The sequence below is a fragment of the Bacillus cereus group sp. BfR-BA-01331 genome, from assembly GCF_022663915.1.
GTDB lineage: Bacteria > Bacillota > Bacilli > Bacillales > Bacillaceae_G > Bacillus_A > Bacillus_A mycoides.
This window is the reverse complement of sequence record NZ_JAKUGJ010000029.1, coordinates 1-24,208: the sequence shown is the minus strand read 5'-3', so window position 1 is coordinate 24,208 and position 24,208 is coordinate 1. Positions and strand designations below refer to the sequence as shown.

Sequence of the window (24,208 nt, the reverse complement as noted above, 5' to 3'; positions counted from 1 at the left end):
TGAAGAGAATATGTTAATACCACAGGTACCATTCTTTGGATTAGATAGCAAACAAATTGATTTAAAATGGGTTGAACAAGGTTATGGATTAGAAGCAAATATTTTTGATGGAGAATCTTTACATGATAAGTCATATACAACAAAGTTTTCAGATGTACTTTCTTTTGTTCAAACACTTAATCCATCTTTATTAACCTTGCATTTTCCAACTGATAATGCAGACTATTTAAATAGTGAATTTATAAAAAAACAGTTATATGAGTTTATTAATCTTGCTATAAAATATAACGCAGCAGGTATAACAGTTCATGCTAATCAATTTATGAACATAGCAGAATTTCAGACTTATAATCTTATTGATAATAGAAAAAGAATTATAGAGTTCTTTAAAATGATAGATGAGGAAATAAAAGGAACCAATATATGGATAGGTGTTGAAAACTTACCCATAATTGGAAACTTAGGTGATGACTTTGATCCTATATTTGTATACCCAGAAGATTTTAATGACTTGGTAAATTTGGATTTATCTAATGTTGGAATAACGTGGGATATATGCCATTGGTCTATCACTTATCTTACACGTCTAGGAATTTCTAAATTATTAAGACAAGAGGAAATTGAGTATAAAGACTTTCATAAGTATATAAATTTAATGGATCATATCAAACATTTACATTTTAGTTCTTTTAAACATTTGACGATTCCTTATAGTGAGGTACGCTGCTTTGAGGGAGAAAGTCCGACTAATGGTTCTATTAATGAAAATTTATTACATGAAACTTTATTAAAAGTAAAGAATCAAGTTTCAAGTAGAAATATAGGAATTGTATTTGAAGTACAGGAGACTGATTACACAAATAGAGTGAAATCATGGGAGACTCTTAATTGGTTCCAAAAGAATATTACTGGCGTACAAGCAAACTCGAATTTTTTAAAGATATAAAAAGAGTTACTGCTTTAATATCATAACAAGTAATTTGAGTTAGAGATGATTTTAGTAAACCTTTTCTTCTAAATAAGTATGTTAGAAGGAAAGGTTTTACTATTAATGTTTTCTAATAAAAGGGAGGACAAATGAAAAAATTAGCTATTACAAAAAAAATCATTGTAAGTTTTGGAATTCTATTGCTTTTCTTTTTTAGTAATCCATATGGAGAACCAGTAAAAGTAAATGCTATGGTTAATAATAATCTGTATTCTCCTGTGACAGAACAAGTTCGTGCTAGTCGTGCCATTGAACATATATGTTTTCTTTCTGAAAAAATTGGTCCACGGCCAAGTGGGACTATGCAAGAACATAGAGCAGCTAAATACATTGGAGATACATTGCAGAAATTAGGGTATGAGGTTGAATATCAAGCACTTCCTGTACCTGATCAATATATTGGAAGTATTTCTTTTAGTATGTATGGGGAAAAAGATTGGCAGGTTGGGGCAGCATCTAATGCATTTATATCTAAAAATCCGGTGGTTGGCTCGGTAGTTTTTATAGGAAAAGAGACCAATATTAATAGTTTATCTGAGTCAATCCATGGGAAAATAGTATTATTAGAACAAGCCGATACTATTGAAAAATATAATGAACAGGTTGAGCATGTAGCGATAAAGGGAGCAAAAGGTGTGTTGTTATATAGTACGATTGGGGATAGAGGGAACTATGGAGAAGCTTTTAATCCAATTTTAAAAAAGGAACAATCGATACCTGTATTTGGACTTGCCTATAATCAGGGGATTAGAATGAAAGAAAAGTTATTACATAATCAAAATGTAGTCAGTTTAAAGGCAAAGCAAGAAGTAAATTTGCGCTCATTAAATGTTATTGCGAAAAAAAAGCCTAAACATACGACAGGTGATGAGGAAGTAGCAATAATGAGTGCTCATTATGATAGTGTTATCGGGGCACCTGGAGCAAACGATAATGCTTCTGGAGTAGGGCTTTTATTAGAGTTGGCTTACAATTTTAAGGATATAGAGACTAATAAAGAAATTCAATTTATTGCTTTTGGAGCGGAAGAAAATGAATCTTTAGGAGCTTATCATTATGTTAATCAGTTATCTGCTAAAGACAAAACACGTATTCGAGGAGTGTTTAATGCAGATATGATTGCAACAAGTTATCATCAGGCTAAGGATTTATATGCAATGACGTTAGATGGCTCTCAAAATGAAGTAACAAATACTGCTGTAGCTACTAGTAAAGAATTGAGGAAATCGGTTGTGTTAACTGGAAAGTTTGATTCTAGTGATCATGTACCATTTAATCAAGCTGGAATTCCCTCTGCTTTATTTATATGGATGGATGTAGAGAGTTGGGATCCTCTTATTTATCATGTTGAAAGGGTTTTCCATACACCTCAAGATACCGTTTTAGAGAACATCTCGGCTCAACGTATGCAAGATGCACTGGAGATTATTGGTACGAGTTTATATTATTTTATCAAAAGATAAGTATTTTTATGAATTGGTAGCTTATTTTGCTAAATTTAGATTTTGGTAAAAGTGTTATAAAGCTCTTTACGTAATAAAAAATATACAGTGAGCATAGGTGAGATATATATGAGAAGTACATGGAAAGAGTTCAAGGGGATGGACCTTAATGTATGGATTCGCTTTATTGGAGAAGCTTTAAATGGTATTGCAATGATGATGTTAATGCCATTTTTCGCATTATATTTAAAGGATAAAGTAGATTCTTTGCTTGAGGTAGGTGTGATCATAGCTTTATCTCCAATTGCAGCAAGTATAGGCTCGTTAATTGGAGGACATATAGCAGATACTTATGGCCGGAAACCAACTATGGTACTCTCTATGGCTAGTAATGGGTTATTAATGCTGTTTTTTTTGTTCATAGATGGTTTTATAGCATATGCAATCTTATCTATCGGTTTAGGGTTATGTAACTCTTTTTTTGAACCAGCCGCATCTGCAATGGTTACGGATGTAACAGAACCAGAAAAAAGAACTGAGGCATATGGATTACTTAGAATGGCTCATAATATAGGAGCAGCGATAGGTCCTATAATTGGCGCAGCAGTTGTAGTTGTATCAAAAGATGTCATCTTTTTGATTACTTCTGGAACCATGCTGTTTTATACAATATTAATGGTACTGTTTTTAAAGGAAACAAAACCTAAAAATGTCATGATACATGAAGAAACACCTGAAAATTCAATAAGATCCACATTAAGAGTTGTTATAAGGGATAGGATATTACTTTTCTATATAGTTACAGGAATCATTATATTTATGGGATTCTCGCAATCGGAAGGTATGTTACCGCTTCATTTTAGTAATGAGAAGACAATGATTTTTGGAAATAGTAATCCATTTCCATATTTAATGACGTTAAATGGCCTATTAGTTGTTTTTTTTCAATTTCCCATTTCAAAATGGTTAACTCACAAATCGATTGGGAAATCAATGCTATATGGCGCAATTCTTTTTGGTATTGGTCTTTTGGCAATAGGATGGTTACCAAAGTGGTTTCAAGTAATAAACACAAACGATTTAGTTATTTTAGTTTCATTATTAATAGCTTATACAGTTTATACTTTAGGAGAAATGATTATGTCACCTGTCCAAATGACTTTCGTTGCTAATTTAGCTCCAGAACATTTGAGGGGTACTTATATGGGAGCCGCTAATCTGCAGTGGATTACAGGTAATATATTAGGGCCTCTTTTAGGCGGTTTGTTACTGGAGCATCTTCTAGGGCATATATTATTTACAATCTTAGGTGTGGGATGTGTTATGTCTGGATTTGTTTACTTATTATTAGATAAACTTGTTGAGAATAGAAGTAAACAGATACCTATAAAACAAACATCTTAATTTTAAAAGTGTTATCAAGTTGAAAAAAATTTCTATTTTATGAATTAAGTAAAGCGCACGTTTATTAACAATAAACGTGCGCTTTACTTATTATCATTTATAATGTATTGAAGTCAATTCATACATAGTAACTTTGACAGGCTACGGTTTTAATACGATAAAAATTAATTTGATTCTTCTTAGTCGACTACAATCAGATTTCTTGTCTTATCAATATGATTAAGTAGCATATGATACTCTTCTTCATACATAGTTAAACGTTGTAGAAGGGTTTGATTCTCTGCTTCTAAATATTCAATTTGCTTTTGTAAATTTGTCAATTCATTCACTTCTTTATAATTTTGTAGAAAGATAATAATGTCATCTAATGTAATAGATAAAGAGCTTGTTTCTTTTGTTTGTTGGATGGGGGACTTGTTATTTCCAGTTTTTTGATTTTGTTTAGCCTGTTGTATTTCTTCTTCGTATTGTTTTCGTACGCATGAGTTCCAACGAAATCCGCAAGCAGCAGGTGTCCTAGCTAATTGCTTAGCTACCTCTTTAAATGCAGCTAATTGTGTTCCACCGTCACGAATATTTTGAAGTACTATTGTTGCGAGAAGTGAATCGTTATCGTTAGTCCAGGAATCTTGTCTTGAAATTACCATTTTTCAATCCCCCTTATATGCCTTTAATTACATATATGCAATTACTTAAAATGATAGAAGCCCAACTTCTCTTAAAATGTAAAGGTTTTATACTTAAATAAGAGATCGGTTTAATATGAGGAGAATAAGACTCAAATTAAAATAATTAGGAGTAAGTTGATAGAAGTATACACTCTTTAAAATGCGAAATTGCATAAAAAATAAGGTTGACTATTTATTAAGTCTGTAACTACACTTGTTACAGCTATGCGACTAAAGTAATAGATTTGATGGCATGAACTAGTTGTATTAATGATATATAAGTGAATATAAAAAAATGAATGGAGTTGAAAATATAACCCTAAATATAAGACGCTTGTATAAAAAAGAAGTTAGGTAATCTATAGTTTTTTATAATCATATATAAATTAAAAGAGGTGCACGATTTGAAAATTTTTAAGGGAATTCTAGTTTCTTCAATTGCATTAACAGCATTTAATGGGGTGGGAGGACTACTCCCAAGTGAAAAATCAGAAGTTGCCTACGCAGCTAGTTACGATTATTCAAATAAGCAATTGAATTCTATTGTACATAAGCAAGTTACTAAACAATTAATTTTGAAATTTAAAAATGAAGCAAATTTGCCATATCAGGATGGGATAGAAAAATTCATTAAAGAAGAAAAACAAGACCCTGAATTAAATGGAATTTTAGCCAAATATCAAAATGTAACTATAAATCGACTTTTTAGTTCTTTAAATCCTAAAGAAATTAAAAATCTAGGTAAAGAAATAAAAGACTCTGATCATATTTCTTCTAATTTGCTAAACTATTATATTGTAGAAACCCAAGGTGATATTGATGTACAAGCATTGCTTGTACAATTTGAGAAATCATCTCTTGTTGAAACGGCATATTTACAGGAAGAAGAAGCTCCACCTGAAGAGCGTTTATCCAATTTATCAGTTAATCCATATGATGAACCTAGACTTACAAGGCAAGGTTACCTTGAACCAGCACCATTAGGAATCAATGCACCTTATGCCTGGAGTATAAAAGGTGGAGATGGAAAAGGAACAACTTTTGTAGATATGGAGTATGGCTGGTTATTTAGTCATGAAGATTTAGTGAATCAGAAGATCGAATTGATGTCCGGACAGAACAAGAGTGAACACCATGATCATGGTACCTCAGTCTTAGGAATTGTTTCTGCAGAAGATAATAACATAGGTGGAATTGGGATTGCACCAAAAGCTAAGGTAAAGGTTGTATCTCAGATTAGAGACAACGGTATGTATAATACAGCTGATGCTATATTAAGTGCGGTTAACAATATGCAAGCTGGAGATATTCTTTTATTAGAAGCTCAAGCAACTTATGAAGGATATGGAGATAAGAACTATCTTCCTGTAGAAGTAAAACCGGATATATTTGATGCAATTCGTCTGGGAACAAATAAGGGAATTATTATTATTGAAGCAGGTGCAAACGGCGGAAATGACTTGGATCAATTTAGAGACCGTAATGGTAAACAAGTTTTAAATCGTAATAGCCCTGATTTCAAAGATTCAGGGGCGATTATGGTTGGAGCAGCTTCTGCAAGGGTCCCTCATAAACGTTCATATTTCTCTAATTATGGTAGTAGGGTAGATGTATATGGATGGGGGAATGCAGTGGATACAACAGATGCTAAACCACGTGAATTTATGATAAATCTATATACTTCTAGCTTTAGTGGAACATCTAGTGCATCACCTATCATTGCTGGTGCTGCTGCATCAATTCAAGGAATTACAAAAACTAATCTGGGAAAAGTATATACACCAAGCCAGCTTAGAGATATTTTAAGTGATCCTAGTACAGGAACGAAATCCAATGATCCAGCCTCTGATAAAATTGGTGTTTTACCTGATTTAAAAGCCATTGTATCTAAACTTGGCTTTTCACCAAACTTAAGCAATGATTCTTCCATTGTATTCCCAGAGGAACAAGAAATAAATAAAGGGAATGAAGGAACTACTATTACATTCCCGAAAGAGGATTCCGCTAATAGTGAAGGGAACTCTAACTTCATTTTCCCAGAATAATTGTAGAAATACCTTTTATTTAGTATGAAAGAATCTTATATAAGTAGTTGTTTATAATACTAGTGAGACAGGCTCTTATGTGTAATAGTATAAGAGCCTATCTGTTGTACTTTTAACTATATGAGGAAGGTACTTCTGGGGATATTTTAATTGCTTTAACAAATAAAGCGTTAAATTGAATTTATTTACAAAATATACAAGCCGTTTAAGAAGATTTAAGAAGGAGGGCAATTTAATATTTTTAATGTATTATACTGCGTAGCTGAAAAGGTTATATAATGGTTATGATATAATAAAATTCAAGTACAATAAGGAGGGGAAAATTAAATGATTTTTCAAAGCATGATTACAGCTATTATAGAAAAATTACAAGAGACTGTGAATCCCTATTGGATAATTGTATTTGGATCCATAGCAGAGGACAGAGAACGAGATGATAGTGACATTGATATAGCTTATTTAAGTGACATAAAATTAGGGAATTATGAACGTTTTTTATTAGCACAGGAGTTAGCGGATATTGTTCATAGAGATGTTGATTTAGTTGATTTATCAGAAGCTTCTACAGTTTTCCAAGCTCAAATTATACATACAGGAAAGACAATATTTTGTTCGGATGAAGAGCGAAAAACAATTTTTGAAATAAAAACTTTAAAAATGTATTCAAAATTGAATGAGGAACGCAAAATCGTATTTGAGGATATAAAGAAAAGAGGTTCTATATATGAAGAATGAAGTTATTTTGAATAAAATTTCTACAATAGAGCGTTGTATAAAAAGAATTCAAGAGGTATATGGAAATAACCCTGATAATTTAGAGGATTATACAAAGCAAGATTCTATAATATTAAATATTCAAAGAGCATGCGAAGCAAGTATTGATTTAGCAATGCATATTGTTGCAGGAAAGAAGTTGGGACTACCTCAATCTAGTAGAGAGGCATTTGATTTGTTGGTTGATGCAGATATACTTAGTACCGAACTGGCAAGTAAGTTAAAAGCAATGGTTGGGTTTCGAAATATTGCTGTTCATGATTATCAAAGTGTAAACTTAGATATTGTTCGCCAAATTATTGAAAAACATCTAAAGGACTTTAAACTATTTACGAAAGAAGTTATGGGAATTCTAGAACTATAAAAGTACAAATCTTAGAACTATGATTAAAGTGGAGAACACTGTAGTAACTGTATATCATGAGGAGGAAAGTACTTCAGTGGGTTCTTTACTTGCTTTAACAAGTAAAAATAAATTAAGCGTTACATGGACATATTGAAAAAAGGCATCTTAAGGTGTCTTTTTTTGTTTTGGAAATTATTCGTATATTTTATTATAAACGGAACATAATATTACTAAAATCAGTGGAGGTGTGTATGAAATGCAAATTCGCGAAAATAATAATTCGAACGAAATCTTGATAGCAGCTGCAGCAAGTGCTATTGAGCAAATGAAATATGAAATTGCTCAGGAGTTTGGTGTTACACTTGGACCGGATTCAACAGCAAGAGCAAATGGTTCAGTAGGTGGGGAAATTACAAAACGCTTAGTGCGTATGGCGCAAGAACAGTTATCAGGACAATATAAAATTCACTAAGAGAAAATATGTGTTTGAGCCAAAAGATAGGGAAGGAGTGTGAAAGTATTATTCACACTCCTGTTTTATCGTGTATAGGTAAAGTGTTTAAATCAACTAAATGGCTAACGTTGCTCAGTTGATGGCAGTTAACTTTTTAGATGTATTCCCACAGTAGAGCAGTTAATTCATTTAATGTTTTATATGGAGATAAATTAGCATTCATATGCTAATTTTCATGGAAAATAGAAAAACCACCCTTATAAAAGTGGTTTCTAATAATTATTTTGGATTATACATTTACAATTAGGCGATAAGATAATTGGGCAAAGTTAAATTAATAAGAGATACTTTATACATTTCTATTATTTTGGTTCTGGATAATGATTGTAGTACGAGATTCTAATAAATTCTTGGTAGATATTTGTTAATTTAGCATCTCTAAGAGCATCGTTGAATCTTTGCATACGTACACTACCTTGAGCGTATCCTCCACCAGGAGTATAAGGATTTCTAGCTTCAAAGTCATCCATAAATACTTTTAATTTTTTATAGTCTTGAGATTGATAGAAAGCAGCGGCTTCTTCAGGTGTAACATCAAAGTAAGAAGATGATGCTGAGTTATAAGTAGCTGCTTGAGCAGTAGGTGTCTCTAGCATAGTTGCAGCCCCACCAAACATAGTAAGCGCCATAGAAGACACAATGATTTTTTTAAACATAATAAAACCTCCATATAGAATATTTGGATTAAAAATCATCCTGTAATCATTATAGTTACAACGGAAATGATTATCAAATGCAATGGTGCATAATTTATGATGTGAACGAGAAGTCCCTCCATCTCTATATGAAGGAATGTAATAGGAAATTAATAGATTGAAAGAGGGATATATACTATTGGTGTTAACAAGGAAATAAAAAGGCTTTTTTTAGTTGGAGGAATTTAAAAGGCCCCGTCATTACAGACAGGGCCTTTCAAAAGGGCATGACATTTAACAACTGAAGGTACCATTATACTACCATTAATGGGATTGAAATTCCATTTGTTTGGTGTTGAGAAATAAAAAATATATGTTGTAGGAGGAGAGATGAAGAGATGTTTCTTATAGATTTTGAAATACGAGAAAGCAAATGCCGAATTTAAATCTGTCTTTAAACAAAGGGATAGAAGTATTACTTTTGCTTAGCAAAGCGTGTTAAGCCTCATTCAAAGTCAAGTAATTGACTACAAAATAATTCTCTCAACACAAAATATAGTCTGGTTAAAAAATTAGGGGGATCAAATCATTGAAGCAGTAAAAAAACTGTTTTCAGGATAGGTAACCTTTTTGTTTTAAAAAGAGAATATATTTTCTCAACAGGACAAATGGTAATCATCTATAAGTACTAATTATAAGGATAATAGGAAAATAGAAATTAATAATAAAGGAGAATGCGAAATGAAAACAGTAGTATCTGATAGAAATCTAGCTGAAATCCGCGAAGAAGATGTAGAAGTCTTAAAGGTAATGGCACATCCGGTTCGGTTACAAATTGTAAATGAATTAATGCACCATAAAAAGTGTAATGTTACGCAGTTAACGGAAATATTAAGACTCCCACAATCTACTGTTTCACAGCATCTATCAAAATTAAGGAGAACCGTACTCCGTGCAGAAAGAAGAGGGTTAGAGATGCATTATTATATAGATAATGCTAAGGCTCGTCAGATTGTAGGAATTTTAGGTTTGTGGGGAAGTGATAAGTAGCGGCTACATTACATTTTAAAATGAAACACATTTGACACTCCCACCCCTAAAGGGGCCAGCTGACTAACGTCAGTGGGATTCTTGCTACCAAAGGCGAAGTCCATTTCTGGTATCGCTGACGTGCAAGATTGCGGTGTGCCATCACCACTCCCACAACAGACCATATAGGTTCGTGGGCTACGGTACTGTGACCATACCGTACAGATTGTTGGTTCTCAAATTACAAAAACAATTAAATTGATACATTTAAGGTGCAAGTTATAAAAAATATTAAAGGGGGAATTTTTATGTTTAAGAAATTAGTAGTAGGGGCTTTAGCAACTGGGTTTATGCTGTCTGGTGCTACAGGAACATCCGCAGCTGTAGACACTGATAATAATTTGAATAACAGTAATAATTCAATTGCCGCAACATGTGATTATAAGGCTTTTCCTTATAATAGTAAAGATGATATGCCTATGGTAGTGATTAATGGTAGTGATTAAAGGGGGAATAAAGCATTATTTAAAAGGAACTGTTATAAACGGTGGACAGTTATACGGGTTATATGAACCTGAATATTGTTAAAGAAAGGACACTCATTTGAGTGGCCTTTCTCCGACTTAAAAAATATAACAATCATCGAGTAAGCTTATTATAGCATCAATAAATAGGATTTTTATATGTAATATTGCATATATATAGATTTATTGAAGTTTTATCTATATAGTTTAATTGTCTGTTATTTGTTTTAATTCATTTACTTATATTATTTTTTGAGCGCTCCAGCAATGGAGCCTTTTTTTATGCAATAAAACATTTTCTTTACATTATTTAGTCGATGTATATTAGCTTTTCCTTCTTAAAAGTTACCTATATTTTACCAAAACATTGTATAGACGACCAGTCTTTTTATGAGAATTTAGTGAGTTAATAGTATTAAATTTGAAAATAGTTTTTATATCAAAAGTAGTAGATGGATTATTCTGTATGTCAATCGATATGCTAAATTGCATATCGAAAAAAGTAGAATTTGTTAACGTTTTCAAAATAAGGGATATTTTTATAAATTTCTGCTAATATCAAACTTGTACTTATTATAAAACAAGGGGATGTTTATATGTTTAAAAAAGTTACATTAGGGATATCATCATTAGGGGTGGCGGCGGTAGTTGGGTTAGGAATGGCATCGGAGGCATCAGCAGGACCAGCAGCACCTCTAACTTCTTTAAGTGTAGTAAAAGTAGAATCACAATTGGGTGGAGTTGAATACATTAATCCTAATAGTTTTAGTACAACTAAAGATCATGGGGGAAGTTACTTATATGTTTACACAAAAGAAATAGGATATGGCCAGTTTCCTTTTGCCAAAATGAATGGATTTGATGTGAAAAGTATTGGTTCACAAATAATTGGTGGTAATCCTATTGTAGGTTGGGAATATAAATGGGACGCATCAAATCATCAAGAAGGGACTTTTGAATATCAAAAGACTTCAATAAATTATCCAAGAGATACGTGGCGCACTTCATTATATATTAAATAATTAGTTTTATATATTCGTAGCATGAAAATTCCTGCACCTTGTGTGGAGATTTTCATAAAGAAAAGGCACCCTTATGTAGGTGCCTTTTCCAATAGTTTGTTTAGCAGAAGCAGCTAGCTCCAACTATGATTAATAAAATAAATAGTACAACTAATAAAGCAAAGCCTCCAGCAAAGCCACCGCCACAACTACCGCAACTACCACCAAATCCCATTTTAATCTCTCCTTTGAGTAGGAGGGGAAAATTAAGGTAATTCATGTATTTTAACGGGTTCACTTTACCCTATGTTTTTACGGATTAATTGAGCAGGTCCTTTTGAAAATAAAAAAAGACACCCTAAGGTGCCTTCCTCCGACTTGAACCACTTTACTTTTAATAATATGTATTGGACATTAAGTAAACACATCCTATAAAACAGAATCATTTATTTTTACCAGATTGTTAGTGTACAAATACAAGAGAATCGAGATCGTTTGTTTGGCTAGATTAAAGCAACGCCACATCTATATGGTTGAGATGTGTTACGCCTTCTAATCGGAGAATCTGCTTTATAGAACGTGTCCACAATTTATATTTTACTACATGTAATATTTATTTAGTGTAATTTTTTACAAATATGTATAATTGCATAAAGTTTACGAAAAAATGAGAGTATAATTTGGTATTGTGTAATAAAGATAAAGTCCACCTACGGAAATAGGTGGGCTTTTTAATGCATAAAGAAAAGACACCCATATAAGAGTGTCTTTTCCGATAGTTTGTTTAGCAGAAGCAGCTAGCTCCAACTATTATTAATAGAATAAATAATACAACTAGTAAAGCAAATCCTCCAGCGAAGCCGCCGCCACCACCACCACAACTTCCACCAAAGCCCATAATAGTTCCTCCTTTAGATAAGAGGATAAAACAAGAGGTAACTCATGTATTTTAACGGATTCAATTTACTTTATGTTTTTATGCATTAATGGAGCAAGTTCTTTTGAAAAAAAGAGAAAGCCAATCTAAGGCACTTCTCCTGAATATTAATAAATCGCATATATTAATAAAAACAGACTATTTAATATAATGTATTAATCCTAACAGAAGGGAGGAATAACCATGCAATTAGTTTGTTTCCAAGTAGTAAGTGGACAATACTTCTTAGTTGTAGAAGGTATCCAGATTCCTGTACCAATTCCAGCGTTTGCTGCAGCTCTATTAATTGGTTTAGGAGTAATCCCACTTTGTTCTTAATTTAAGGAATTGTAAGCAGTTTTACCTTTCAATCGATAAGCCCCTAAGTATATAAATGCTTGGGGGTTTTCTTATAAAAAAAAGACACCCTAAGGTGCCTTCCTGCGATTTGAACCAACGTAATATGGTATTGGATGCCAATCCAATTATTATTTTACCACGTTAGATAATTTCGAGTATTGAGAAATAGTAAAAGCACTCTTTCGAGTGCCGCTATTTACTTCACTACTTTATCCATAACTTCTTTATACTTATTAAACTCTTCATCTTTCATATCGCCATTCATCTGTAAAAGGAAATTCCCCTTAGCATATGTATGTGAGAAAAGCATTGGAGCTGAGTTTCCTAGCTCATCATAGTACTTCTTAGCTTTTTCTAAGTCTTCTTTCTTACTAAATTCAAACACACGGCCACCTTTATCCTCACCTAATTTAGGAATTAGGATTCGTTTACCATCTTTACGCATGTTACCGAACTCTTTTTGTGGTAGATCCGTAGCATTTTCAGCTTCTATACCAGCTTTCTTGAACTCGCTAATAAGTGAAGTTGTAGTAACCGGTTCAGGCTTTTTAGCTTCTTGTTTAGGTTTAGATTCAGTTGCAGTCTTCTCATTTGAACCACAAGCGGATAATCCCATAAGTAAGGCGCTACATGCTAATGCTGCAAGTAATTTGCGTTTCATTGTGTTACCCCCAGTATGTATTAGTTATATAAGCTGAAATGTAAGATTTCTTATCTCATGGTAGCAAACAAGTTATTTGTATTTTGTTATATTTTGTCGAATGAGAATAAAAAAAGCACTCACAAGAGTGCTTAACCATAAATCTAATGTTTTTTACTAGATTTTTTATGTCCTTTATTTCGTTCACAAGCCACGCCATCGCCATCGCGATCTAAATGTGAAGCATAAGCTGGGCTATCTGGAGTTATATCATAGTAACCGGCATTATTTGCATCTGTACAGTTTGCAAAGTGCACTTTCTCTTGTTTAGGTGCAGCTTGTTGCTGAGGTGCTGTATTAGCAGTAGTTTTTTGTTGCTCCTGTTCTTTTGCCCGAGCTGCTTCTTGTTGTTTCTTTTGTTCTTCCTGTTGTCTTTGAGCCTCTTCTTGTTTTCGTTGTTCTTCTAATTTCTTTTGCTCTTCAGCCTTTTTCTGTTCTTCTAATCGTTTCTGCTCTTCAACTTCTTTTTGTTCTTCGGCTTTTTTCTGTTCTTCTATTTTCTTTTGTTCGTCTTCCTGTTTTTGCTCATCTAGTTTCTTTTGTTCATCTTCTTTTTTAGTTTCTTGTTTTGGTTCTTCTGATGTACTTGCTTTATCACTTGAACCACAAGCAGCCAATCCCATAAGTAACACGCTGCATGCTAAAGCCATTAATAATTTCTTGCTCATAATTTAATTCCTCCAAGATATATAAAATGTAATATTTCTGGACAATCTTATCAAAATAATTATCCGTATATTGTTATATTTTGTCGATTAGAAATAAAAAAAGAGAGCCGTAGCCCTCATTGGTTAATTTGGTACAATCTTCACATAATTTTATCCCTAGAAAATGGAAGGAAGTACATTCTCGTATTTTATGATACTGGTACTAGTTATCGGAATTGCAGGATTCATTTACCTGATGGATCGGATAGACAAACGGATTATGAAGGATGAAAAGTGATGGATAAACAGCAGAGTGACAAAGAAGAAATAGCAAACATAATCAAAATGATACGAGATTTAAGAGCTAGAGGGGTACATAACAGCGCAGATAAGGTAGAGGATATTACTTTAGCTAAATAAAAAAGCCTCGCAGGGGGCAAGGCTTTAAACAGGGTAAAAGAATTGTCGAGTAAATAAGAATTACTTCTTGAGAATGGCTTAATTTTAACACGATAACTCGTATGCATGTGTTACGGAATTATGAACTATTCTGATGTGCGAAGCATCATAAAGGGTGAGAAAAATGCATCCGCTAACTAAAATTAGCATAGTAAAAGGCCTGTGCAGATGCACAGGCTGGTTGATACACATATCGGTAATTAAATGTTAACAGATTTATTGAATAATCGTTATTGAGAAAATAAAAACAGTCGATTACCCCTAATTAGCTATTTCATGAAACGACACAATATTTTGTCCCTCTATTATAACATGGTCGTTTCTTCTAATTAAACAAGGAGTGAAAGCCTATGTTAGATAAAAATCAATCAAAAGTCTTCCTTCCTTCATGGGTATGGAAGGAAGGACGAAATGAAAAAGAAGCAAAAGAAAAAGCGATTGAGTACATTACTCCCAATCGCTATCCAGGATACAAAATCATTGAAATAAGAGGCGATATATCGCTTTAGAAGGATTGGACCTAGTGTTTGATGAAAGCGAAGTGATTCAATTACGAGAAGTGTGGGATGAGGATAAAGATATTCTTGAAATAGCAAAAGGGCTAGGAAGGAATCAACTAGAAATCGCCACATTAATCATGGATCAGGCAGATAAGAACAAAATTAAATCTCGTCCAATGGGGTTAGGGGCATGAAACAACTACCACGGGAGGGATATAGTCGAAATTTTTGATTATACTGCAACAAGTACAGCGGACAAATTTTTGAAGCGTAATAGCGTTATGACGTACTCATTAGAGTTTTATGACAAAGACGAAAAGTGGAAGCGTCGTTGGCTTGAGGCGAAGTCCGAGAGAGAAGCTATAGAAATCATAGGATTACCAACGGATTACCATAATAGGTAATATATTTCTAAATGCTAGGTGTTGAGAAATCTTTTTATAAATCCTTCATTCGGCTCAACAAAGCAATCAGCTTAATTAGCTAACTGCTTGTTGTACAAAAGAAAATTAGGCCCTGCAAGTTAGGATGTGTAACGTTAAGTTACAGTTATAGTGTTAGCAGGACCGGAAATGTTATACGGGGATTAATGTAATGAAAATTTCATTTTGTCGAACTCTATTTGAATAAAGTAACTAAAATTAATTGATTGTATCCAATGCAAGGGATATTTTTGAATAAAGTAACTTTAATCAAAGGGGAGATATATATAATGACTGGACAAAACAATCGTGGTGGGAAAAGAGAAGGAGCAGGACGTAAAGCGATCGGTGTAACAAGAAAAGTATCGTTAACTTTACCAACTGAGTTATGGAGTGAGATTGAGTTTCTGTGTGAATACGCTGGGGGGAGTCAATCTAAAGTAATTCGAAAAATGTTAGAGACGCAGATACCGAAAACTCAAATGGTACGGGATATAAAAGAACTTCAGAATGCCAACATTGGTGCAAATATTACAAGTGATGAGGATGCCGTAGATTTTTGCGTGAAACTGGTTCACGAGATCTTTATACAGAAGAAAGATTTTTCTAAACACAAAAGTAGAAGAACGTTTCAAAATGTTGGTTCAAAAAATATGTAACGGACTGGATATTGTTATTATCGTAATGGAATGTGATACAGACCACGTTCACTTGTTTTTAAATACAATGCCAACACTTAGTCCCGCCGATACAATGGCGAAAATTAAAGGGGTGACATCAAAGCGTTTGAGGGAAGAATTTCCTCACCTTATGCACTTGCCAAGTTTATGGACACGTTCCTATTTTGTTTCTACCGCTGGGCTATCGCCCTTCACACGCTTGAGGAAGGAGAATTCTTTCAGTAAATTCGTTAAAATGGATTCTTTTTTTTGCTACAAAATATAGACTAGCGTAGTGTTTTTGATCAAACTTCATTTTAAAGCTACAGAAAGGGAGATTTTTAAAGAAAAAGGCGTATTGGAAGAAAGTTCAAAAACTGTGCACAATTTCAGTATAAGTTTAATGAATTATTATGTGATAATTTAATTATAAAGCTATTTGGATGTAAAGGAAGTTAAATGAATATTTGAGTATGAAGTTATGAGGTTTCGTTTTTATTTGTTTAATCTTTGTAATCTATGTTTATTATTCTTTTACATCAATGCTCTTAATATAGTAAGAAAATTAATAGGAGGGGACTATTAAAATGAATAAAAAAATTCTAAAGCAGTTGAAAAAAATGACTACAAATAAAAAAGGATTAAGTGCTGCTGTAGTAGCAGTAGGAATTATGAGTACAACTTTAATTCCTCAAAATGCCTATGCACATGGGTTCGTTGAAAAGCCAGGTAGCCGTGCTGCTTTATGTAGCCAGAATTATGGAGCTTTGAATTTAAATTGTGGCAATGTAATGTATGAGCCGCAAAGCTTAGAAGCGCCTAAAGGATTCCCACAAGGTGGACCGGTTGATGGGAAAATTGCTTCAGCAGGAGGCCTGTTTGGTGGGATTCTTGATCAACAAACAGCTGATCGATGGTTTAAGAATACGATTAAGGGTGGAGAGAATACATTCACTTGGAAATACACTGCTCCTCATTTAACAAGTCAATGGCACTATTACATTACAAAAAAAGGATGGAACCCAAACAAACCTCTAACAAGAGCGGATTTTGAATTAATAGGAACTGTAAAACACGATGGTTCTGCAGCATCTAATAATTTATCACATAAAATTAATGTACCAACTGATCGTAGTGGATATCATGTCATTTTAGCGGTTTGGGATGTAGCTGATACCGTAAATGCTTTTTATAATGTGATTGATGTGAATCTAGTTAATAATGAAAAACCAGATACAGAAGCACCAACTAGGCCATCTGGACTACAAGTAGTAAAAACCACTTCAAATAGCGTAGAACTTAATTGGAAGCCTGCAACAGATAATGTAGGGGTGAAAGAGTATCAAGTGTTACGTAATGGAGAAGTAATTAATACTGTAGCAGGTACTAGTGTAGTTGATAAAAAATTAAGCCCAAACACAGATTACACGTATACAGTAAAAGCAGTAGATGCTGTAGGGAATATATCTAAGGAAAGTGAAGTATTAGTTATTAAAACAACAGTGGAAAAACCAGATACAGAAGCGCCAACTCAACCTAAAGGGTTACACAGTATGGGAATCACTGCCAATACTGTTGACTTAATGTGGAGTCCGTCTGAAGATAACATAGATGTGGATCATTATATTGTATACAGAGAAATTGCAGGGGTTACGAAGGAAATAGGTACTGTTAATACCACATCATTTATGGACAAGAATTTGCAAGTAAATACTACATACAAGTATGTAGTTACTGCAGTTGATACGGCTGGCAATGAATCAATGAAAAGTGATATCTTAACAGTTACTACGAAGGAACAAGAAAACGCTTATGAGAAATGGGATTCGTATAAAGCATATAAAAAAGGAGATAGAGTAGTTCACGAGGGTAAGGAATACGAGGCGGCCCAAAGCTATCAAGGGAATGGGGATCCGAATTGGATCTTTGCTTTATCTTTATGGAATGAAATAAAATAGTAATTTAATTAGTAGCTCATTTTTCATGTAATCAAGTAGATTTGAAATGAATAATTAAGAGGAGACAAAATCAAGTTTTATATTATAATTAAGCGCATCCTCTTAAAAAGAGGGGCATTATTAATAATTTACAATTAAAAACCTTATAATCAAATTAATGGATTATAAGGTTTTATTTTTAATATAAAAATTATTTACTGAGATTTTTTATGTCCTTTCATCTTTTCATCTCCTGTTATAAAATATTAATAATAAAATTGCGATATTGTTATATTGACATGAATTGTAATATGTGTGTATAAGTTTATATAAAAAGAAAGAATTTTTTTGAGAGGATTTCTTATTTTTATATAATATATGTGGTGAAAAACAGTCCAAGGTTAAATAATAAAGTGGAATGTATGGGTCACTGTTAAAGAGACGCAGTTAATTAGTGGGTACATATATTAACTATACTAATAAAATATTGATTTTTCTCATAATTTATTGGAAGTAGAGCGTGATATTCCAAAAATTAATGCAAAAGTCAGTGCACATTATTCACTAGATCATCTTGATAATAATAACTAAATTATTTAATATATAGGTATATTGTTAGTTTAATTGATTCCGTTTATTCCCACACCTTATGTGTTGTGGTTGAGTTGTAGAAGCAAGTTGTGTTCTTGTTTCAATTTTGAAAGGGCTTCTTTGAGCCGATTAGTGTATATAGCTTATTTTGCTATGCACAATTAATCGACTTAAAGGAGTCCTTTTTTGTTTGTTTAAGTGGATATATAGAGTAGGTATTAAGTTAGAGAGAAATATGGTTGTTTAGAAGGAATGTGTAATGATGAATTGAAAAATATAGCATCTAACTAAAAGAGCTATATGGAATCATAGTAAGAATGATCTCAAGTAGAGACGAGAAATCAAAGTTATAAGTACAGGGTTAGAGTAAGTACTCTAACTTTTGAAGGGAACCTAATAATTCATTTATAGAAGAGGAGAAGACGAATTGAGAACAACCCGAGAAAGATACGTAAACAATGGGGAGTATGTAATAGAACGTAAGGATCTACATAATGAGATTATTGAATCATTTTTAAATGAACATTCACAGCAAGAAAAAGAACCTGAAGCCATATTACTTGGTGGTGGTTCTGCTGCTGGAAAAAGCTCAATTGGAGAGTTAGTAAGTAAGGGGTATAAACGCAAGAAGAAACATATGATTTGGATAGATTCTGATAAGATCAAAGAAAAAATACCAGAATATCAACAATTAATGGAATCAGGGGACACAGAACTAATAAAACAAGCAGCCTTTTTGGTTCATGATGAAAGCAGTGATATTACCATGGAACTTTTAAAAATCTGTATGAAGAGAAAAATAAACTTTATGTATGATGGTACAATGAAAAATGTAGAGAAATATAAAAAATTGATTCAACAATTAAGACAAGCTGAATTCAGTATTAATGCAATCATTGTAGATGTTCCAATAAAGGTTGCTTTAGAACGATCAATCATGCGTTTTAAACTAACAGGAAGATTGGTTCCGGAACATATTATTGAAGAAAGCCATATGAAAGTAGCAACTACATTTTGTAAAATTAAAGATTTGATAGATTGTTATAGCTTATATGATAATACGGGTCAGCAACCAGAAATTTTTGCTTTTAAAGAATCAAAACAAGCAAAAGAAATTATTGTTGATGAATCTCGAAATAATCAATTTAACGAAAAATCAGCTCTTGTTTTTTAGGGAACATACATTTAATAAATTTTATAAAATGATAAATAGATTTAATTTCTATAATCTCCTGACAACTTATAATATTATTGATATAATAAGTATAGGAGGCGATATGAATGGAATTTAAAGAACTTATGAAGTATATAGAAGAAAACAAAGAAGAGCATTTTCATGATTTAATCGCTAAAAATGAACGGGAAATGGAAAAAAAGGAAGAAGAGAAATAAAGAATTTGAAGCAGAGGAGTTGACCTTTTAGGTCAACTCTTTTGTTTGCATAAATGAGTATTTAGTTAAAACTCTCCATTTATCACAAAAATCAATAATAGCGCATGTGCTGCTTTTGTAGATATTTGTGTGATATGTACTTTATCATTTTAGCCAAGAAGACTCCTTCCTCAAGGAACGTGAAGGGCCACAGCCTAGTGAGTAGGTGGGAGATGAATTGGCTTCGGACAAGGGATGGCAAGAGCCATCTTAATTGTTCGACAGGTAGTAAAGTGTTACTTGACAAATTGTCATGATCATTTTACTATATGTCAAATGTACGTTCGGTGTATAATGGATATATATTGAAATGGAGACTATGATTTGAATAAAGCAAAGGTCATCGTCAATCCAAAAGAGTATAAAGATCGAAATGGTCTTCCGATTAAGGGAACTGATTTAAATAATGAAGAGTTAACATCCTATATTAAACGTATCTATTACGTATTATTATCTCGCGGGATAAATGGATGTTACGTCTATGCAGTAAATCAAAATATGCAGAGATATCTAAAAGAAATAGTGAGAATAAGTCAATAATTATGAAAAGAAGTTACTTGAATTAGAGTAGCTTCTTTTTATTTAATAAAAATGAAAGGGTATATAGGTATTAAGCGATAATACTAAAGTTATATTTTATTGTTAACCAGATTTTTGAAAACGTTAGGGTAGAAATTTAATATTTTTTATAAAAAAAGAATTGACTTTCGTCTTAGTTGTAACTAATATAGTTACATTAAGTTGTAATCGAATAAGTTACAACTAATACCTATTTTAAGTGGAAATACGATTTGTATATTTATTTAAGGATGGTGGTTCACACGTTGCCGCTAAGGGTAGATAGTTACTGACATATTAAAAGAAATGCATATTCCGTACTGTAGTATTTTCTACTTTTGGGCAATAATATACATCGTTGTCTTTTGCTAAAAATCTTAGTTGCTCTTTCTTTAAAAGGGTTAGTTTTTGAAAAATATAGTAAGGTGCCTCAAAAAAGAACAAGATACTAAAAAAGATGTACTTTTACAAACCAAAAAGTTGGCTGAGAATTTTAAGTGATAGCTGGACTGGTAAATAAAAATAAAGGTAGGAGATTTAAATGGAAACGAAACAAGATAACTTTATATATGTATGGGACGCATATTGTGGATGGTGCTATGGCTTTTCAGAAAGTATTAAAGGATTTTACCAAAAACACACTGAAGTGCCGTTAACGGTTTTATGTGGAGGGTTATTTTTAGATGATTTACCAATAAAAAATTTCTCATATATAGAAGAGGGAAATAAAAGAATTAATCAACTTACAGGTGCAGAGTTTGGTCCTTCATATCAAAAATTGGTGGAAGAAGGTACTTTTAAAATGAATTCGAAAGATGCTGCAATTGGCTTTTCCGCTTTACGTTCATTAGCGCCAGACCGTTTGTTAGAATTCACTTCGGCTATGCAGAAAGCATTTTATTATGAGGGGAAAAGTCTAAGTGACCCTGAAACATATCGTAAGATTGCAATTGAGCATGGTTTGGATCCTGAACAAGTAATAGAGCGTTTAAATGCTCAAGAAACAATTGTAGATGTACAAAATGATTTCAATAAGGTTCGACAGCTTGGTGTTAATAGTTATCCTTCATTACTTTTACAAAAGGATAATCAAATTATCCCTATTGGTGGCGGGGTAATGACGCCAGATAAAATCGAAGCACGTTTCAAAAATTTATATTAAAAAACTTTAAGTTAAAGTATATAACATTTAACGTTTTAAAAAAGACTAGAAGTGGATGGACTTAAATCTTTCTGATAACAGTTATAGTTTCTATTTGTTATTAAAGAAGGTCCAATTATGATTTTACTATAGATCACAGTAGCAAACATGCTAGCTTACGCCAACCGACATACATCTCCTATCTATTTGCTGGTGCGATTAACTATGCAGGGGAATTGAGGAGGGGCCTTCTGTCGGAACAAGATAAAAATGTGTTATCTATTCAATAACTTTAACAAAAGGAGAATAACATTCTATGTTTAAAACAATCGATACAAATCTAAATGATGTAAAATTGACGGTGTTTAGTTCGGATGAAAAAAGTTTTATGGTAACTGCAACCTTAGTTGAGAAAGCAGGACATGCATTTTTAATAAACTCAAAATTTACTCAATCTGATTCGAAAGAAATTGTGGATTATTTGAAAAACAATAACTTATCTCTAGATAAAATCTTTATTATCCATGGGGATCCTGATTACTATTTTGGGTTAGAAAGTATTAAAGCTGCTTACCCAGAAGCTATAGTGTATGCTACAGAGTCTACTGTTGAACATATTGTTCATTCTGTATTAGGGAAATTAAAAGTTTGGAAAGATGTACTAGGAGAAAATGCACCAAACAATGTGGTATTACCTCAAGTTATTAAAGAGAAAACAATTGATTTTCAAGGTTTAACATTTGAACTTGTAGGCTTAGATGATTACAGAACTAGCTTATTTAATAAAGAGCTAAAATTATTGATTGGAGGCATTGATGTATTTAACGAAATCCATGTGTTCTTAGCAGATACTAGCTCAAAAGCAGCAATGGAGGCATGGATTGAGAACTTGAAAGTATTACAAGCGTTAAATGCTGACATTATTGTACCAAGCCATGGATCAATCGAAAAATCCTTAGATAATCAAGCGATTATTGCAACTATGGATTATCTAAGAACTGCAATTCAAGCTTCTGAGGAAAGTAAAACTTCAAAAGATTTTGTAGCAAAACTTGAAACAGCATATCCAGGCTATGCTAATAAAGGTGTATTGGAATTAAGTGCAAAAGTTGTAACAAAAGAAATGCCATGGGGTTAATGCTATGAATAAATATCAAAAACTATTACATGAAACGTATGTGTTAACTGGCGAGGGAAAAATGGATGCTTTCAAAACATATTTAAGTGAAAATGTATCTTGGACAGAAGCTGCTGGGTTTCCATATGCGGGCACTTATATAGGTCCTGATGAAGTAGTGAAAAATGTACATGAACGTCTTGGAACTGAATGGGATAACTATAGCGCTAAAGATGAAATTTATGCTTTTAATAACAATACTGTTATCGTGTATGGAAAATATAGTGGAACATATAAAGTAACAGGGAAATCATTCATAGCAGATTTTTGTCATCTTTATGAGTTTGATGAGAACGATAAGGTTAAGAAGTTTATTCAAATTGTGGACAGTGCAACTGTTAATGAGGTATTAAGTTAGAGTTACCAGTTTCAAATATGCCTCGTATAAGGAGTATTGTTAGGATAGATGGATTTTCCTAACAATATTTCTTACATCACATTCTGGGAAATGTTTTTCCTTTATTAAGCGTGTTATCGAAGGTGAATTATAAAATTAAAAGAGGTAGATATATATGAAATTAGAGAAAAATTTAATAATAATAATTATTTCTGTGTTTATTTTAGGAATTGTATCGACTTTGACATTTCAATCCTTCACTGGTAATGCCAAAGGTAACTCAATAAAGAGCGAGAATGTTGCACCAGTATCGAAAGATGATGTGGCAGAAAAAGAAAAGAATAAAAAGATGGTAGTTGATTTCTATAATGAAGTTTTTAACAAACATAATATCGATATCATCCCTAAATATGTAAGTGAAGATTATAAGCAACATAATCCTTTTGTGGCTGATGGACGAAAAGCTTTCATGGATTTCTTTAAGGAGGATTTTGTTAAAAACCCTAACTCCTCTGCAGAAATTAAACGTGTAGTAGCTGAAGGAGATACAGTTGCTCTTCATGTACATTCTCGTGCTAACTCTCAAGATAAGGGAGTTGCTATAGTGGATATATTTCGTATAAAGGATGGTAAGATTGTCGAACACTGGGATGTAATTCAAGAGATTCCAAATGAAACAGCTAATAATAATACTATGTTTTAGATAGGAGATATATCTAATTATTATTTAATTGATAGAGATGTATAGAATTTAGAAATTTAGAGAAGTTATGTATATATGATTAAAATGAAGGGGTGTCCTAGTAGATATGGTACTAGGACATCTTTTTTTGCTTGAACTAGATTTGTTTAAATTAAAGGTTTGTTATTAGATTAGTGAACTACTCGCCACTTAGCAAAGCTTGAAGTGGGAGCTTCTCAGTTCCACGACGAAAGTACCCTTTCGTCTCCCTGAGCGTTACTTCGGGGTGTTCCACCCCTAGATGTCCAACGCTTGGACGCT

Annotated in this window: 26 protein-coding genes and 4 pseudogenes; 24 read left to right on the top strand and 6 right to left on the bottom strand. The window is 32.7% G+C overall.

Going from position 1 to position 24,208, the window contains the following annotated elements; all coding sequences use genetic code 11:
- Positions 1-10 precede the first annotated feature (10 nt).
- From MR155_RS27355 to MR155_RS27345, 3 genes are all read left to right on the top strand, one after another.
- Entirely contained in the window at positions 11-946 is a 936-nt protein-coding gene (locus MR155_RS27355) for a sugar phosphate isomerase/epimerase (RefSeq protein ID WP_242311581.1), read from the top strand.
- 131 nt (positions 947-1,077) lie between these two features.
- Entirely contained in the window at positions 1,078-2,451 is a 1,374-nt protein-coding gene (locus tag MR155_RS27350; protein WP_242311579.1) for a M28 family metallopeptidase, read from the top strand.
- A 108-nt stretch (positions 2,452-2,559) separates the two neighbouring features.
- A complete protein-coding gene (locus MR155_RS27345; protein WP_002068800.1) occupies positions 2,560-3,834 on the top strand; it encodes an MDR family MFS transporter in 1,275 nt (424 codons plus the stop codon).
- 179 nt (positions 3,835-4,013) lie between these two features.
- On the opposite strand, the gene MR155_RS27340 is transcribed toward MR155_RS27345, so the two are convergent.
- A complete protein-coding gene (locus MR155_RS27340) occupies positions 4,014-4,481 on the bottom strand; it encodes an RsfA family transcriptional regulator (protein ID WP_002144287.1) in 468 nt (155 codons plus the stop codon).
- 425 nt (positions 4,482-4,906) lie between these two features.
- Between MR155_RS27340 and MR155_RS27335 the strand changes: the two genes are divergently transcribed.
- The 4 genes from MR155_RS27335 to MR155_RS27320 all read left to right on the top strand — a co-directional run bounded on the left by MR155_RS27335 (position 4,907) and on the right by MR155_RS27320 (position 8,139).
- Entirely contained in the window at positions 4,907-6,547 is a 1,641-nt protein-coding gene (locus tag MR155_RS27335) for a S8 family peptidase (RefSeq protein ID WP_151304182.1), read from the top strand.
- A 327-nt stretch (positions 6,548-6,874) separates the two neighbouring features.
- Complete coding sequence (gene mntA / locus MR155_RS27330; protein WP_002204144.1) at positions 6,875-7,282, top strand: type VII toxin-antitoxin system MntA family adenylyltransferase antitoxin; 408 nt, start codon at positions 6,875-6,877, stop codon at positions 7,280-7,282.
- Complete coding sequence (hepT, locus tag MR155_RS27325; protein WP_242311577.1) at positions 7,272-7,685, top strand: type VII toxin-antitoxin system HepT family RNase toxin; 414 nt, start codon at positions 7,272-7,274, stop codon at positions 7,683-7,685. The genes mntA and hepT overlap by 11 nt, the downstream gene beginning before the upstream one ends.
- Positions 7,686-7,923: 238 nt before the next feature.
- Positions 7,924-8,139, top strand: coding sequence for an alpha/beta-type small acid-soluble spore protein (locus MR155_RS27320; RefSeq protein WP_001167047.1), 216 nt, complete (start codon positions 7,924-7,926; stop codon positions 8,137-8,139).
- 344 nt (positions 8,140-8,483) lie between these two features.
- Here MR155_RS27320 and MR155_RS27315 read toward each other — a convergent pair whose 3' ends face one another.
- On the bottom strand, positions 8,484-8,837 hold the full coding sequence (locus MR155_RS27315; protein WP_242311575.1) for a hypothetical protein: 354 nt from the start codon (positions 8,835-8,837) through the stop codon (positions 8,484-8,486).
- A gap of 720 nt (positions 8,838-9,557) precedes the next feature.
- Between MR155_RS27315 and MR155_RS27310 the strand changes: the two genes are divergently transcribed.
- The 3 genes and pseudogenes from MR155_RS27310 (at position 9,558) to MR155_RS27300 (ending at position 11,391) form a co-directional block, all read left to right on the top strand.
- Positions 9,558-9,866, top strand: coding sequence for an ArsR/SmtB family transcription factor (locus MR155_RS27310; RefSeq protein WP_078205906.1), 309 nt, complete (start codon positions 9,558-9,560; stop codon positions 9,864-9,866).
- A gap of 287 nt (positions 9,867-10,153) precedes the next feature.
- Positions 10,154-10,433 (top strand): annotated as a pseudogene (locus tag MR155_RS27305) (hypothetical protein).
- A 532-nt stretch (positions 10,434-10,965) separates the two neighbouring features.
- A complete protein-coding gene (locus tag MR155_RS27300) occupies positions 10,966-11,391 on the top strand; it encodes a DUF4879 domain-containing protein (protein ID WP_242311574.1) in 426 nt (141 codons plus the stop codon).
- A 100-nt stretch (positions 11,392-11,491) separates the two neighbouring features.
- On the opposite strand, the gene MR155_RS27295 is transcribed toward MR155_RS27300, so the two are convergent.
- Positions 11,492-11,605, bottom strand: coding sequence for a YjcZ family sporulation protein (locus MR155_RS27295; protein WP_113937363.1), 114 nt, complete (start codon positions 11,603-11,605; stop codon positions 11,492-11,494).
- Between the two features lie 549 nt (positions 11,606-12,154).
- Complete coding sequence (locus tag MR155_RS27290) at positions 12,155-12,268, bottom strand: YjcZ family sporulation protein (RefSeq protein ID WP_078205657.1); 114 nt, start codon at positions 12,266-12,268, stop codon at positions 12,155-12,157.
- Positions 12,269-12,490: 222 nt separating this feature from the next.
- Here MR155_RS27290 and MR155_RS31885 point away from each other — a divergent pair, with 222 nt between their 5' ends.
- On the top strand, positions 12,491-12,625 hold the full coding sequence (locus MR155_RS31885) for a hypothetical protein (protein WP_002016520.1): 135 nt from the start codon (positions 12,491-12,493) through the stop codon (positions 12,623-12,625).
- Between the two features lie 217 nt (positions 12,626-12,842).
- On the opposite strand, the gene MR155_RS27285 is transcribed toward MR155_RS31885, so the two are convergent.
- Together MR155_RS27285 and MR155_RS27280 are read right to left on the bottom strand one after the other, a co-directional pair.
- The gene (locus tag MR155_RS27285) at positions 12,843-13,307 is read right to left on the bottom strand and encodes a stress protein (protein ID WP_201063491.1); all 465 of its coding nucleotides are present in this window, start codon (positions 13,305-13,307) and stop codon (positions 12,843-12,845) included.
- 143 nt (positions 13,308-13,450) lie between these two features.
- Entirely contained in the window at positions 13,451-14,014 is a 564-nt protein-coding gene (locus MR155_RS27280) for an excalibur calcium-binding domain-containing protein (protein ID WP_201063490.1), read from the bottom strand.
- 276 nt (positions 14,015-14,290) lie between these two features.
- Between MR155_RS27280 and MR155_RS31880 the strand changes: the two genes are divergently transcribed.
- From MR155_RS31880 to MR155_RS27220, 13 genes and pseudogenes are all read left to right on the top strand, one after another.
- Positions 14,291-14,413: a hypothetical protein gene (locus MR155_RS31880; protein ID WP_265324696.1), complete on the top strand. Its 123-nt coding sequence runs from the start codon at positions 14,291-14,293 to the stop codon at positions 14,411-14,413.
- 389 nt (positions 14,414-14,802) lie between these two features.
- Positions 14,803-14,961 (top strand): hypothetical protein, encoded by a 159-nt coding sequence (locus MR155_RS27275; RefSeq protein WP_181777931.1) that lies wholly within the window; start codon positions 14,803-14,805, stop codon positions 14,959-14,961.
- The gene (locus MR155_RS27270) at positions 14,952-15,146 is read left to right on the top strand and encodes a hypothetical protein (RefSeq protein ID WP_113937361.1); all 195 of its coding nucleotides are present in this window, start codon (positions 14,952-14,954) and stop codon (positions 15,144-15,146) included. The genes MR155_RS27275 and MR155_RS27270 overlap by 10 nt, the downstream gene beginning before the upstream one ends.
- Positions 15,143-15,356 (top strand): annotated as a pseudogene (locus MR155_RS27265) (hypothetical protein). The gene MR155_RS27270 and the pseudogene MR155_RS27265 overlap by 4 nt, the downstream one beginning before the upstream one ends.
- Before the next feature lie 308 nt (positions 15,357-15,664).
- Positions 15,665-16,033, top strand: coding sequence for a CopG family transcriptional regulator (locus MR155_RS27260; protein ID WP_201063489.1), 369 nt, complete (start codon positions 15,665-15,667; stop codon positions 16,031-16,033).
- Positions 15,963-16,319 (top strand): annotated as a pseudogene (gene tnpA / locus MR155_RS27255) (IS200/IS605 family transposase); the annotation flags it as partial. The gene MR155_RS27260 and the pseudogene tnpA, both read left to right, overlap by 71 nt.
- Before the next feature lie 301 nt (positions 16,320-16,620).
- A complete protein-coding gene (locus MR155_RS27250; RefSeq protein ID WP_242311573.1) occupies positions 16,621-17,991 on the top strand; it encodes a lytic polysaccharide monooxygenase in 1,371 nt (456 codons plus the stop codon).
- A gap of 997 nt (positions 17,992-18,988) precedes the next feature.
- A complete protein-coding gene (locus MR155_RS27245; RefSeq protein ID WP_016093841.1) occupies positions 18,989-19,735 on the top strand; it encodes a zeta toxin family protein in 747 nt (248 codons plus the stop codon).
- A 566-nt stretch (positions 19,736-20,301) separates the two neighbouring features.
- A pseudogene (locus tag MR155_RS27240) lies at positions 20,302-20,532 on the top strand (DNA/RNA helicase domain-containing protein); the annotation flags it as partial.
- 559 nt (positions 20,533-21,091) lie between these two features.
- Positions 21,092-21,712 (top strand): DsbA family protein, encoded by a 621-nt coding sequence (locus MR155_RS27235; protein WP_085313301.1) that lies wholly within the window; start codon positions 21,092-21,094, stop codon positions 21,710-21,712.
- A 295-nt stretch (positions 21,713-22,007) separates the two neighbouring features.
- Positions 22,008-22,829 (top strand): MBL fold metallo-hydrolase, encoded by an 822-nt coding sequence (locus MR155_RS27230; protein ID WP_242311572.1) that lies wholly within the window; start codon positions 22,008-22,010, stop codon positions 22,827-22,829.
- 4 nt (positions 22,830-22,833) lie between these two features.
- Positions 22,834-23,226, top strand: a complete 393-nt coding sequence (locus tag MR155_RS27225) for a nuclear transport factor 2 family protein (RefSeq protein WP_042889832.1) — start codon at positions 22,834-22,836, stop codon at positions 23,224-23,226.
- Positions 23,227-23,380: 154 nt separating this feature from the next.
- Entirely contained in the window at positions 23,381-23,908 is a 528-nt protein-coding gene (locus tag MR155_RS27220; protein ID WP_137076830.1) for a nuclear transport factor 2 family protein, read from the top strand.
- Positions 23,909-24,208 lie beyond the last annotated feature (300 nt).